Source organism: Paenibacillus sp. 05T425, assembly GCF_056396205.1.
The window spans coordinates 261,783-275,978 of record NZ_JBFTLA010000009.1 but is presented as its reverse complement, the minus strand read 5'-3'; the positions used below and the strand labels follow the sequence as shown (position 1 = coordinate 275,978).

Annotated in this window: 11 protein-coding genes; 10 read left to right on the top strand and 1 reads right to left on the bottom strand. The window is 51.3% G+C overall.

Going from position 1 to position 14,196, the window contains the following annotated elements:
• Positions 1 to 13: 13 nt before the first annotated feature.
• A complete protein-coding gene (locus AC1DF0_RS21745) occupies positions 14 to 934 on the bottom strand; it encodes a helix-turn-helix domain-containing protein (protein WP_477575289.1) in 921 nt (306 codons plus the stop codon).
• Between the two features lie 191 nt (positions 935 to 1,125).
• Here AC1DF0_RS21745 and AC1DF0_RS21740 point away from each other — a divergent pair, with 191 nt between their 5' ends.
• The 10 genes from AC1DF0_RS21740 (at position 1,126) to AC1DF0_RS21695 (ending at position 14,125) form a co-directional block, all read left to right on the top strand.
• Positions 1,126 to 1,755 carry a YhbD family protein gene (locus AC1DF0_RS21740; protein WP_477575288.1) on the top strand — a complete coding sequence of 210 codons (630 nt, stop codon included), beginning with the start codon at positions 1,126 to 1,128 and terminating at the stop codon, positions 1,753 to 1,755.
• A 24-nt stretch (positions 1,756 to 1,779) separates the two neighbouring features.
• Positions 1,780 to 2,457 carry a bactofilin family protein gene (locus AC1DF0_RS21735; RefSeq protein WP_442048432.1) on the top strand — a complete coding sequence of 226 codons (678 nt, stop codon included), beginning with the start codon at positions 1,780 to 1,782 and terminating at the stop codon, positions 2,455 to 2,457.
• Positions 2,458 to 2,484: 27 nt separating this feature from the next.
• Positions 2,485 to 3,228, top strand: coding sequence for a bactofilin (locus AC1DF0_RS21730; RefSeq protein WP_442048433.1), 744 nt, complete (start codon positions 2,485 to 2,487; stop codon positions 3,226 to 3,228).
• A 188-nt stretch (positions 3,229 to 3,416) separates the two neighbouring features.
• Entirely contained in the window at positions 3,417 to 4,394 is a 978-nt protein-coding gene (locus AC1DF0_RS21725) for a hypothetical protein (protein ID WP_477575287.1), read from the top strand.
• A 341-nt stretch (positions 4,395 to 4,735) separates the two neighbouring features.
• A complete protein-coding gene (locus tag AC1DF0_RS21720) occupies positions 4,736 to 5,347 on the top strand; it encodes a peptide-methionine (S)-S-oxide reductase MsrA (RefSeq protein WP_477575286.1) in 612 nt (203 codons plus the stop codon).
• 15 nt (positions 5,348 to 5,362) lie between these two features.
• Positions 5,363 to 6,010: a hypothetical protein gene (locus tag AC1DF0_RS21715; RefSeq protein ID WP_442048436.1), complete on the top strand. Its 648-nt coding sequence runs from the start codon at positions 5,363 to 5,365 to the stop codon at positions 6,008 to 6,010.
• Between the two features lie 187 nt (positions 6,011 to 6,197).
• Positions 6,198 to 9,704 (top strand): glycosyl hydrolase, encoded by a 3,507-nt coding sequence (locus AC1DF0_RS21710; RefSeq protein ID WP_477575285.1) that lies wholly within the window; start codon positions 6,198 to 6,200, stop codon positions 9,702 to 9,704.
• A 289-nt stretch (positions 9,705 to 9,993) separates the two neighbouring features.
• On the top strand, positions 9,994 to 10,743 hold the full coding sequence (locus AC1DF0_RS21705; RefSeq protein WP_477575284.1) for an HAD family hydrolase: 750 nt from the start codon (positions 9,994 to 9,996) through the stop codon (positions 10,741 to 10,743).
• Between the two features lie 33 nt (positions 10,744 to 10,776).
• Complete coding sequence (locus AC1DF0_RS21700; protein ID WP_477575283.1) at positions 10,777 to 12,591, top strand: sensor histidine kinase; 1,815 nt, start codon at positions 10,777 to 10,779, stop codon at positions 12,589 to 12,591.
• Between the two features lie 7 nt (positions 12,592 to 12,598).
• A complete protein-coding gene (locus tag AC1DF0_RS21695) occupies positions 12,599 to 14,125 on the top strand; it encodes a response regulator transcription factor (RefSeq protein WP_477575282.1) in 1,527 nt (508 codons plus the stop codon).
• Positions 14,126 to 14,196 lie beyond the last annotated feature (71 nt).

The window sequence follows — 14,196 nt, the reverse complement described above, 5'->3', positions numbered from 1 at the left end:
GCGGGTTTTCGCATTATTTTATCCCGTTCACAAGCCCCGTCACTAGTCTGCTCAGCGACTCCCTCCCGATGAAGGGGGCGAGGCTTGCTAGCAGGTCGGGATTGTAGTTGTCCTCGTTCATTCCTTCCAGCAGCTTTTCGATATGAGCCTTGCCGAGGAAAGGGGCGAKACCGATAACGCGGCTCGCATCCAGGCTGCCGTCGGCCACTTGATCGACGAGCCGGCCGAGCGTGCCTTGGCTGATGAACGGTGCGAGACCTTGCACGGCGTTCCAGTTCATGTTGCCGATTGCCGCTTGGGTGACGAGTTTGTCGATATTCTCCCGGTGGAGGAAAGGGGCGAGCCCGACGATTTGCGATAAATCTACGGTACCGGCGATTGTCCGATCGACCAGCTTGCCGAGCGCTTCCCTGCTAATGAACGGAGCGAGCGAACCAACCGTTTCCCAAGGTATTTCATTATCCGCTGCCTGGAGCACGAGCGCATCGATCGTCTCTGCGGGCAGGAACGGCGCTAACTGCTGAATGACATTCATACTGAACCTTGTATGATCGACTTTATCGGTGACCTGCTTAAGCGTGCTTGCCCTCATAAGCGGAGCAACCTCCACGAGCTCATCCGCTTCTATGCTGCCGTCGTTCACCATATCGGCTACTTGATCGGTTTCGTTGACAGCTATTTTCTCAATAATCGTCCCGGTATGGTGACTATGCCCAACTCCAGCGACTCCGCCATTGATAATGTCGTCGACGGTTGTGTCGTAGAACTTCGCCAGCCCGGGCAACGTTCCGATATCAGGCATTGACTCTCCGCGTTCCCACTTCGAGACGGCTTGGTGGCTCACGTTCAGTTGATCGGCCACCTCCATTTGCGTCAGGTCCTTCTCTTTCCTAAGCTTCGAGATGTAGGCTCCTATTAATCGTAAATCAAGCATTTTGATTCCTCCTAAAAGGTTACGTACAGCGCGCACTGTCAATAACAGCATAGCATGCGGGCGATCGGCAGCCTATCAATTGTTGGTAGAATTAAGGTTTGCAACCAGCGGTAGAATTCAAAGCAATATCCGCCTCTTTACTGCGTAACAATGTTATGTTACATTGATAGCAGAAAGGGGCGTTATGATGGATGGACGATGAACTCATATCCAAGAAAGAGCTGCTTGAGCTGACGGGTATTTCATACGGACAGTTGTACCGATGGAAGCGCAAAAACCTCCTGCCGGAGGATTGGTTTATCCGGAAGTCCGCATTTACGGGACAAGAGACGTTTTTTCCGAAGCAACGAATGCTGGCCAGAATCGATAAAATCATTAACATGAAGGATGATTTGTCGCTCGATGAGCTGGCTGAAGTGTTTTCGCCAACGCCTGCCGGACTGGCACTCAGTGTGCAGCAATTAATTGAACGAAACATTGTTACGAATGTTACAGCGGATTTTGCGGAAGAGCAAATGGGCAGATTGCCTCTCTACACCTTCGAGCAGACGATGTACTTTTACATATTGGACCAAAGCTTGTTGACGGGCGAGATGAGCCTGGACGAGGTCAAAAACTTGCTTCGAACGTTGACGGAGCATTACCCGAAATTCGAGGGCAAACCTTGTGATCTATATTTGATTCGCAAAATGGGCGTATCGACGTTTTTTCTTATGGCATCGGGAAGCGAGCTTTACATGGAAAGCGGCGTTAGAATTGCCCTGCATATTCCTATTGCCAAGTGTATCGAGGAATTGAAGCTGAAGCTGTCGTCTTATTAACAAGAGGTGAAGGGGGATATGTCAATGGAGGCGATACGTAAGCCTGATCTTAAGATAGTGGGCATAGGTTCTACGCAGGGCGGCGAAGTCGGCATGGCGAAGATTGAAGGAATCGGGCGAGTGAAGGGCAGCATACGCTGCACGGACTTTGTGCTGGATGGTATAGCGACGATCTCTGGCAGTCTGGAATCTGTAAAAGCCCGATTGTATGGAACGTCTCACATCGAGGGCAATATGCTCGCGAAGCAGCTTGAGCTGAACGGTAAAGTAACAATAGATGGCGATTTGATAGGCGACTTTATGGAGATTAACGGGATGTTGACGGTCAAGGGCAAGTGCGAGATGGAAACGTTCCGCGGGAGCGGCAGGCTGCATGTAGGGTTGCTAAACGCAGGGACGGTCGAACTGAAGATCCACGGGAACTGCAGCATTGGAGAAATCGGCGGCGAGCGCATTAGTATTCGGAAGGGATCGAGCAAAGGTCTACTTAAATGGCTGAAGACGCTTCCTGTTCCATTCAGCGATAAGCTGAGTGTTCATACAATTGAAGGCGACGACATTCATGTGGAATATACGAAGGCAAAGGTCGTGCGCGGGAATAACGTTACGATTGGTGCGGGCTGCGAGATTGAGCTTGTGGAGTATAAGGAGAAGTTCGTTCAGGATAAGAGCGCGCATGTCGGCAGCAAGGTTAAGCAATAAAGGAGAAGACGGAGGGAGGCTAAAGGAATGAGCAGTATGTCACAAGGCGGATTAACGAGCGGTGGCTTAACGATTACGGGTAGCTCCGTTGCGCTTGGCGGCCATTATGATCGGGTGAAAATTGTCGGAGAAGGCTCGATAGAGGGCGATGTGCAGAGCAATAAGCTCAAAGTTATGGGCACGCTGGAGATGAACGGGCGATTGCAGACGAAGGACATTCATGTTGTCGGCACAGCCGTCTTCTCGGATCATGTGCAAGCAGCAACCGCGAAGGTGACAGGAACGGCGACAGTTGCAGGAAATGTGCAAATACAGGAGCTTCGCTGCTCGGGGGCGATGGAGGTTGCGGGCAACGTGCGCAGCGAGCGGTTCATACTGAAAGGTGAACTGAAAGCGAAGGGAGCCTGCGAGGTTGATCAGTTCACGGTGAGAGGCATGTTCCACATTGGAGGCCTCCTGAATGCGGGACGGCTGGACATTAAGCTGTATCAGGACTGCTCGGCTGATGAGATTGGCGGGGAGAAGATCACGATCAAGAAGGCAAGCCTGCTCAATCCGTTCAACCTGTTTTTCTTCAGGCCGGACGCCAAGGCGTCGTTGACAACGAACGTCATTGAAGGCGATCAAATCTATATCGAGTATACGAAGGCGGGTATTGTTCGCGGTAAACGTGTGACGATTGGGCCCGGCTGTGAGATCGGCGCAGTCGAATATAAGGAAAGCCTCGAGCTGATGAGCGGATCTACGGTGAAGCAGAAGCGCAAAATATAAGGGATGAAGCGGATTCGGCAATAAGCAGCCGGATCCGCTTCTTTTTTATGCATCGAAGGACTTATCTTCATTTCATGCTTGTATGATTTTGATGATGTGAGTATGATGGACTTTGGAACTAGGGGATATTTGGAAGCCCCGTGACGGTTCTGGCACACCTAGCATACATACAGAAGGGGAACGGAATCATGAGGGGTCATAATCGTACTAGAAAGATAGTTAAGGGTATTGCGGGATTAGCTTTGCTGTTTGTTATTCTAAGCGGGTGCTCGGTCGAAACGAAGCAGACTGCACAGATGATCGAGGATCAGATCGAGAATGTCACGGATAGCGCGAATCCTTATGTGTTGGCAGTTAAGGGTGGCTACCAGGAGGATAACCCGGATCAATTGTACGGAGATACATTCGAGCAGTTTTTTGCGGGACCTACATGGACCTATTTCTTGTCAGATACGGATGAGCATGTCGTTGAGTTTACAGGTATGATGATGTATATGGATACAGAAGTTAAAGCACGTTTGCAATTTATTGTGGACGACGAGTCGGATACGTTCGAGGTAGGTGCATTGTCCTTCAATGATGTCCCGCAGACGGAGCTGATTAAGCTGTCCGTGCTGACCAAAGTATTCGAAGACGGCTCGGCCGCTTCCGGAACAGAGGGGCAACCCGTTGAGGGAATTGAGGAAATTGCCGAGTCTACTCAAGCGCCAATGACAGATGCGAACGAAAATATTGAGGGTATGTACGCAGGGCAGCTAGAAGTAATTTCGCTCGTTTTGGGCGACTCCACAGAGCTGATTGCCGAGCATTACGGCGAGCCGGTTGAGGCTGATTATTATGAAGGCGGTCTTTATTTTTCCTACTCCGATGTTGTTTTTCTGACTAGCGCCGCGAGGGCGGAGGACGGAACGATCGAGCATGGCAAAATCATATCCATAGCGCTTCCGAGGGGCGCTTCAATCGGCGGTGTCGTTGTCGGTGATACGTTCGACGAGATCGAGGCCGTTATGGGAGAGGGCTATCGTTATGGGGACGAAGAGGGCAGCGGGTGGTATTTGGAGTATGCATACGGCGACTACGTCGTCTCGTTCTCGGCCCAAGAGGAAGCGGGCGATACGATGTCGATGGAGTATCATCATGCCCAGTATGCGGTTCCATACTCATAAGTAAGGCGATAAGGATCATAACCGATTGGGGTTATGATTCTTTTTTTACCAACTATTTCGTCAGATAGACAGCTTTCGGCTAAAATAAAGATACATGGCTTATTCGATTCGATCGGAATCATCTCAACTGTGCTCAAACTTTATTTGCGTCTATGTTGGATAATTGCATTAACTTTTCGGCTGTTCAAGCATGGAGTTGATGCGAAAATCCAATATAGCACTCAGTCAAGCTTCAAATGGGGCTTCTATCCTGCAGAAATCCATTATAGCAATACCCACCAGCAAAACAGCGGCCAAAGGTCGGCGTTCCGGTAATTATTCTTAGAGAAGGAGGCGCGCAGATGAGCGATACGATTATACTTGGTATGGGCTGCTTCTGGAGTCCGGATGCATTGTTCGGCAGCGTCCCGGGCGTCGTTCGTACGCGGACAGGTTATGCCGGAGGCACAACGCCAGCTCCAACCTATCGCCAGATGGGCGACCATTCGGAGACGGTAGAGCTAGAGTACAATACCGCCGTTGTTTCCCTTGAAGAGCTGTTGCGGCTTTTCTGGGATAACCATAACCCCTACAATATTAATGGTTACAAGGGAAGACAATATCAGTCCTTATTGATCTATCATCATGAATCGCAGCTAGACGCTATACAAAAGGTGCTGAAGGAGCGGGAGACAGCACCCGATACGGAAATACAACCGTATACAATGTTCTGGGAAGCTGAGGATAGGCATCAGAAATATTATTTGCACAGATATCCACAAGCGGTTGATGCGCTTAATGGTCTGTATTCCTCGCGTGATGAGCTGCTGAGTTCTACGCTAGCTGCGCGTTTGAATGGTTTAGCCAAAGGGTACACCAACCTGTCGCGTTTAAAAGAAGAAATCGGAGGATGGGATATCGACTCGGGTGAAGGGGAACGTATTTTGCATGTAATCACCCAAATTCGTTGGTAAAGGAGGGGATGGGCAATGACCTTGTTTCAAATGAAGCCTATACAGAATGGGCAGCATCGTATGGTTTCTTTTCTGGAGGATAACTACGTTTGCACAGGTTCTGCTGGATTAGGGGATTTGGAGTGTGTCAGTGAGACGGAGCTCGTTGCGCGGGTAACTCGGCAATACGGGGCGGAAGCTGCGGCGCTTAGCAAAAATATCGAGGAGCTCAGCCGCTTCGTGCTCCATATGCAAGATGGCGACTACGTGCTTGTGGCTGACGGGGACGATGTTCATCTAGGAGATCTAGGCGACTACTATTATGTCGATCGCTTCGATAATGAGGAAGACGGCAGCTGTCATCGACGCGGGGTTACATGGTTGAAACGGTATGCTCGTGCCGACCTTAGAGAGGAGCTGCACGCTTTTCTAACGGATGAGGCTGCGGTATCACGATTCGAGAAGCCCGTCTCCAGGACGGAATTGGAGAACGAGTGGGCAGTAAAGAAGCCGAACGTTAATCAAACGAGCGATGAAGGGCCTTCTTCTGCAGTACCTGCTTATCTCATCGCAGAGGCGCTGACGGTATTGGAAGCTGCGCTGCATAGCGACAATGCGGATCGGAGGGAACGTGCGGCTATTGCAATACTGCAATATGCGGGTCAATCTAGCGTGATGCCATGAGGTAATAGCTCTGATCAAGAGGAAACTCTTGTCCAGAGCTATTTTTATTTTGTTATTTTTGTTAGCTAACATATCAAAAAAGATACAAAAAACAATGATCACGCCATGTTTTATGTAATCGCTTCCATGTATAATATTGGTGTAATTATAATGATGTTATCCAATATATGGTGCGGAGGGATGCGGTTTGTTCATAGCAAGGAAAAAATGGTTGTCCAGTCTCATAGCTTTATCGATGCTGATTTATTTGTTAGTACCGGTTGCAGGCATTGCATATGCGCAGACAGAGGATGTGAATTATGACTTCGAGGATGGCACGATAAGCGGCTGGCAGGGCGGCTGGGGGGATGCGCTAGTATCGGTAGAAGCAAGCGGCGATCTCGCTGCTGAAGGCAATAGCTATGCGCTAAAAGTAAATACGAGCTATTCGAACACTGCGACATGGCAGACCGCTGCCATTCGTGTATATCACGGCCTTGATCTAACGAAATACGGCAAGGTCGATTATGATCTCTATGTCCCGCAGTCTTTCCCCGGCGTTCTCGGGGTCAGCACTGATCTGAACGGCAGTTGGCAGGGGTTAGACTACAGCAATCATGATATAACCGCGCTTGCCTCGGGTGCTCAGACGATCAATGGCATCTCCTATGTGCCGATCCATAAAAGCGTCGTCATACCGACAGGCTCAGCGCAAGGCGAGCTCGTTATTCAAATGCAGAAGAACATGGATCTCGTCTACAACGGTGCAATCTATGTAGATAATATCCGATTGTCTGCACGGACTGATGTCCCTGTCGATCCGGAGCCGCCTACGCAAGTCGTCGGTACGTACAAGGCTGTCGATGCGTTGCTGGCTGGCATTGGACCTGAATTCAGAACCGTTCCAGTTGGAGGCGATGCTCTCTATGAAGGCGAAGGCTACGTCTCCTTCTTCTATGAGCATGACGAAGCGAGTCCTGGAACGGCTACGTTCAATGTGAACGTTCCGGAGACAGGGCTATACAAGTTAATAGTCGGCTATTACGCGCCCTATGGCGACAAGGAAACGTCGATTCTCATTAACGGACAGTCAAACGGCAACTCAAAGCTGCCGATATTGCCCGCGGGTGAAGTAACTGGTGAGTACGCGGCCGGTAAAGTACTTCTGCAAGAGGGGGCAAACACAATCGGTTTTGCGAGAAACTGGGGATACTACGGCATTGAGTACATTACGCTTGAATCCGACAAACCGGTAGCCGACCGCGTCGAGGCGGAGAACGGCGTCATAGGCGAAGGGGCATCCGTGCTGATGGACGCGCCGGGGTATTCGGGCACGGGCTACGTGTTCATGTCGGGGAGCGGTACTATTACACTGACGTACAACGCGGCTTCTGAGGGGCTGTATGATTTTGCTATCGGCTACCAAGCTCCGTATGGTTACAAAGAGACATCCGTGCTGCTGAACGGTTCTCCTGTCGCAAGCGTTCCGCTTGAGCAGACGACCGAGTTCTCGGAGAAGCAGGCAGGTAAGCTGCTGCTTCAAGCAGGTGAAAATACGATTACGTTCGAGCCGTTCTGGGGCTGGTACAATATCGACTACGTTTCGTTGACGCCTACGGCTCCGCCGAAGACGCATAATGTGCCGAAGACGCTTGTGAATCCGAACGCTTCGCCAGAGGCGCAAGCGGTCATGAACTATCTCGTGGACAACTACGGCAAAAAGATTATTTCCGGCCAGCAAACGTTGGAAAACACAGAATGGATTTATGAGCAAACGGGCAAATATCCGGCTATTTTCTCAACTGACCTGATTGAGTATTCGCCTTCCCGCGTCGAGTACGGGTCGACTTCGCAAGAGGTCGAGAAGATGATGGACTGGGCGGAGAGAGGCGGACTAATTTCCTTGTGCTGGCATTGGAACGCTCCGAAGGGGCTGTTCGGCAATGAAGTGGGCAAGGAATGGTGGAGAGGCTTCTATACAGAATTCACAACTTTTAATCTTCAGTATGCGCTAGATAACAAGGATTCGGAGGATTATGAGCTGCTGATTCGCGACATCGATGCGATATCGGTGCAGTTGAAGCGACTGCAAGATGCGAACATTCCCGTGCTATGGAGACCGCTGCATGAGGCAGAAGGCGGCTGGTTCTGGTGGGGAGCGAGCGGTCCAGAAGCAGCGAAAGAGCTTTATCGTATGATGTACGACCGGATGACAAACTACCATGGCTTGAACAACCTGATCTGGATTTGGAACTCTCCTTCAGCGGACTGGTATCCAGGCGATGATGTAGTAGATATTATTAGTACCGACATTTACAATCCGGCGGGTGATTACAGCCCGAGCAGCAATAAATACGACAGCCTTGTATCGCTTGTGAACGATAAGAAGCTGGTTACGCTGCCAGAGAACGGACCGATTCCGGATCCGGATTTGCTACAAATTTATAACGCCGACTGGAGCTGGTTCAGCACATGGGCAGGCAGCTTCATTACGGACGGCGTCACTAACACCGCAGAACATTTGGATAAAGTATTTAACAGTGATTATGTCATTACGCTGGATGAGCTGCCTGACCATATATACAGCTACGGACTGCCGGATACGTCGGCTTCCTTATCAGCATCGCCGAATGCGAATGGATGGTTTAACGAGGATGTTACGGTGACTTTAACCGCCGGCCCTTCTGGTGAAGGAGATTCGCTAACCACGTATTATGCGGTCAACGATGGCGCTTACGGGGTATATGCAGAGCCTATGGAGATTTCTTTCGAAGGCGAGACGACGATTTCGTATTATTCGGTTGATGCCGCAGGTGCAGCGGAATCGGTCAAGACGGTTCAGGTGAAGCTGGACAAAACAGCGCCGTCGGCGCAGCTGTTGCAGTCGGGCAGTGCTGTCCATGATATTACGCAAGGAGAGCCGCTGCGATTCGATCTGACAAGTACGGATGCGGCATCCGGCGTTGCAGCCGAGCAATTGTTGCTTGACGGAACAGCGATTGTCAGCGGTAAGGCTATCAACTCATCGGCTCTTTCGGCGGGATCGCATACGGTTCAGTTTACCATTACGGACAAAGCGGGCAATGAACAAGCAGGCAGTGTTACCTTTGGAGTTGTGAAGCCGCTGGCGAAAGGCGCTCCTGGCAAGCCGGTGTTAAGCGACAACAATGGTTATGACACCGGATTGAAGGATGGCAGCTATACCGTTACGATGAACCTGTGGCACGGCAACAACGGTACGGAGTTCAAGTTGTATGAGAATGGCGTACTCGTTAACACGAAGAAGCTGACGGACGTATCGCCATCTGCGCAAACCGTCGCGACTGCGATTGCAGGCAAAGCAAACGGTACGTACACGTATACATGCGAGCTGACGAATGTTTTCGGCACAACTTCGTGCACGCCGCTCGTCGTCGTCGTTAAGGATGCAAACCCGGGCAAACCCGTATTGTCCAGCGACAACTGGGATGGAGACGGCCAGTTCAAGGTAACGATGAATATGTGGTGGGGAACGAATGCCACGGAGTATCGTCTCTACGAGAACGGTCAGCTCATCGATGTGAAGCCGCTCAGCGAATCTACGCCTGGCGCGCAAAACGCAGTGACAACAATCACGGGTAAGGCTAAGGGCACCTATACGTATCGATGCGAGCTTGTGAATGCGGCTGGCGTTACTTGGAGCGATACGATAACGGTCGTGGTGAAGAAGCAATAGGAATTAAGTTTAACCAAAGCTTTGTCCGTTCCAATAGGAGCGGGCAGAGCTTTTTTGTGTTAGGCGTGGACCCACACAACAGTCCCGAAACCGCCAAGCCTAGCGCTGTAAGAGCATATATGACCTTACCCGTGACACAAACGGGTTACTCCTTCGCTGTAAGAGCGCATACGCACTTACAGCCTCGCACGAACACGGCACTTTTAGCCTTTTTGCAATCGTAGAAGCTATCTGCCCCCGTCTAGTGGTAGAATAAGTACAAAAAAACGAGTGATAGACAGGAGAAGTAATGAAATTGGACACCAATGTTACTCATACAGCCGTATTTTTTGACGTGGACGATACATTATACGATCATTTGACGCCGTTTCGGAAAGCGTTGAAGACGGTCGCAGCGACTACTGAAGCGTTCCCGTACGAAGAGGCGTATCATCGGATGCGCTACTATAGCGACATACTATCTCTGGAGATGGGCGGAGCGGGCAAAATGGAGGAAGGGCAAGCGACGGAAATGATGCGCCGTCGGCGTTTCCAGCTCACGCTTGCCGAGTTCGGCATCGAGGTTAGCGAGCAGCAGTCGGCCGACATTCAGGCTGCTTATATCGGCTGCCAGTTCGACATTCAGATGTTCGACGGCGCGCGCGAATTGCTGAAGCGGCTGAGCGGGGCCGGCTTCGTTGTCGGACTCATCACGAACGGGGCGGAAGCGCATCAGATGAGCAAGATCAAAGCGATGGAGCTCGATGCGCTTATCCCGCCGGAACGTCAATTCGTTTCGGGCAAGGTTGGCCACGACAAGCCGGATCGCCGTATTTTCGAATACGTGAATGAACAGACGGGAACGAAGCCGGCGAACTGCATCTATGTCGGCGATTCGTGGCGCAACGACGTCATTGGTGCGATTGAGGCGGGCTGGAGCGTCATTTGGTTCAATCACCGCGGCGCGAAGCCCGAGTCGGAGCATATGCCGCATCATATCGCGTCAAGCTATGAACAATTGAATCGTCTGCTTATGAGAAATGAAGTGCGTTCGGTATAATGGTTTGCGAAGAGAAGGAGGGGAGGCTAAAACGTGGGGACGGGCAACTTGTACCGCAAATATATGAAAAATAACTTATTCGTCAAAATGATTCTGTTGTTCGCCGGCATCACGATCGTCACGATCATCACGTTCTCCTATCTGATGTACTTATCCATGTCGCAATCGGCGCTCCAAAGGCAGCTTGACGTGCAGAAGCGGGCGATCGAAAGCGTAGGCAATTATATCGGGAACAAATACGATTCCGTGCAGACGATGATGGTCGACGTGTATCGAGACAATCAGTTGGCGTTCAATATGTCTTATTTGATGGAAAAGCCTTACCCGGACTACGTGAGGTTCGGGCTCGACCAATATTACAACAACAACAGCTCCTCCGTGGATGCCGTGCAATATTTTCGCAATATGCTGGACGACGATGCAGACATTACGAGCCTCATGATGTACAGCGCGGAGCAGCAGCAGCTCTATACGTATAACGTGAACAGGCAGTTCAAAATCGTTTCGACGAACGCTGCAAATTCGTACGTGCMTGATGCCATGTACTTGGAGGAGGGCTCGAACGTATCGCTTCCGAACATTTGGGTGAAAAAAGCCGTTAAGCTGAATCCTGAGCTCAAGCTGTACGGCGTGAAAGTGCCGATTAACAACAATCAGACGCTGCGCAATATCGGCCAACTGCTCGTTTTCTTCGATGCGGACAAAGTCAAAGCCAGCTACGCTTCGATGGAGGACAAGCTGATGGGCTCCATCCTCGTGCTGTCTGAGGAAGGGGACGTGGTGTTTGATACTTCGGACGTCTATTATGGCAAGCCCTATCCGTACTTGGAGCAGATCGAATCGGTATACGATTCGGACGGTGAAACGAGCCAAGGGATGATCGTGTCGAAGCTTCAGCGCACGAAAGGCGGCTTCACTGTGCTTAGCGTCGTGCCGAAGAAAGAGATAGAAGCGTCGTATCGCGGCGTTCGCAGCACGATCCTGACGATCAGCTCGATCTGTATTTTGTTCGCGATTCTCATCCCGTCCATCTTCATCTCGAATTTCGCCAAGCGGACGCATAACATCATTCGCGTTACCCGCAAGGTGAAGCAAGGAGATCTGACGGTCCGGATCGTGGACGGCAAGGAAGACGAGCTGGGCCAAATCTCGAAGAGCTTCAACGATATGCTCGAAGAGCTGAATCAATACATCGACCGGGTGTACAAGGCCGAGATCAAGCAGAAGCATACGGAGCTGGCGGCGCTCGAGGCGCGCGTCAATCCGCACTTCCTGTACAATACGCTCGAGGTCATCCGGATGAGGGCTATCTCCCAAGGGGCAAGCGATGTCGGCGAAATGATCTACAGTCTGTCGGTGCTGTTCAAAAGCTACGTGCACCAGAAGCCGAACTATACGCTGCAGGACGAGCTGGAGGCATGCCGCCTTTACCTCGAGTTGTTCCGCATACGCTACAAGGACCGGTTCGCCTACGCTTTCGATTGCAGCCCTGAGCTGAAGAACAAGAAGGCGCTGAAGATGTCGCTGCAGCCGATTATTGAAAATTACATTTTGCACGGTCTTCGCTCGGACAGCAGCGACAACCGCATCGATATTGAAGTGGCGAAGCAAGGCGAGTTGATTAGCGTAACGGTTTCCGATAACGGCAAGGGCATAAAGCCGGAAAGGCTCGGTGAAATAAAGTCGGCGCTGTCCGCGCCGGAGAACGTCGGCGAATCGTTCGGGCTGCGCAGCATTCATGAACGGCTGCAGCTGCTCTACGGCGACGAATACGGTATCGCGATCGAGAGCAAGCTGGGCGAAGGGACGACGGTGTCCGTTTATTTTCCGGATGAAGGGGAGGTTTGATGCGGATATGTACAAGGTGTTTATTGTGGACGACGAGCCGTTCATCATCGAAGGGCTTTACGATATTATCGATTGGGGCGGCATGGATCTGGAGATTGTCGGCCATGCGGAGAACGGGAAGGATGCGCTGGAGGCTCTCACGGGGCGTCCGGCCGACATTCTGATTACCGACATCTCGATGCCGGTCATGAACGGGCTGGCTCTTATTCGAAGYGCGAGGGAGACGCTGAATGCCGACCTGAAGGTTATCGTGCTGAGCGGCTTCAACGAGTTCGATTATTTGAAAGAAGGCATGCGGCTTGGCATCGAGAACTATTTGCTGAAGCCGATCAATCTGGAGGAGCTGAAGGCGACGCTGGCCAATACGATCAGCAAGCTTAACGAAGCCAAGACGAGCATCGATTTCAATAAGCAGAGCATACGGATTTTGCGGGACAATGTCATGTACCGCTGGCTGATGAATCAGATCGATCCGGCGCAGTTCGGCGAACGCGCGGAGCTGCTCGGCATAAGACTCGATACGCCTTATGTCGCGATCGCCATCATTAGCATGGCGCACCTGCAGAGGGAGACGCTCGATTGGATGGCGACCCGTAACGAAAGCGACTATGGCACTTCCATCATCGCATTCCGCGATATGGAGGGCGATGTCGTCGTTGTGTTCAAGCTGAACGAACGAGAAGAAGGCTTGGAGCAAGCAGTGCAATTGCTGCGCAGCTTTAGAGCCGAGTGGCCGGGCAAGGAGCAGCCGAGACTTTCGCTCGGAAGCGTGGAGAAGCTGGAGGATGCAGCGCAAAGTTATGCTCATGCCCGCAAGGCTCAGGAATACTACATGATCTACCCTGACCGGGAAATCGTACGTTATGACGAGCTGCCGAGCGGGCAAGGCGACAATCAGCAGCGGTTTCCGCTTGATTGGGCGGAGTATGCGCAGCTCATTATGGCGAAGGAGAAGGAGGAGCTCTTGCACCGCCTCGAGGATGATTTTGCGCAGCTTCAGAAACGGGAAGGACTCACTCCGGCCGATATTCGCGATACGGGCATGGAGCTGGCGGTGCGCTTGAAGATGCAGCTCGAGGAAATTCGCCATGACGAGGAAACGCAGCTGTTCCAAGGAAGCTTCGATCAGCTGCGGCAGGCGGCATCGCTCGAGCAAGTGGTGGAGATGCTGAAGGAAGCGGCGGGACTGACGGTCGATGCGCTCATTCGCGATGTGAAGAGTCCGATCGTGCAGCAGGTGCTGAACCATATTAAGGACGCCTTCAACGAGGACCTTTCGCTGAAGAAGCTGGGCGCCATGTACAACATCCATCCCGTTTACTTGGGCCAGCTATTTCATAAGGAAGTGAACGAGACGTTCACCGAGTACATGAATAAGTATAGGGTCGAGAAGGCGAAGGAGCTGCTGAAGAATACGACGCTTAAGGTGCATGATATCGCCACGAACGTCGGTTATTGGGAGACGGGTTACTTCTATAAGCAATTCAAAAAACATGTCGGCATCTCGCCGTCGGAATATAGAGGGCTGCTATAGCGATTTCTCGTCGCGAAGCAGCTTTCTTTATTTTGAGCATGATTTATTTAGTTTCTATTCTATTTGAAAAT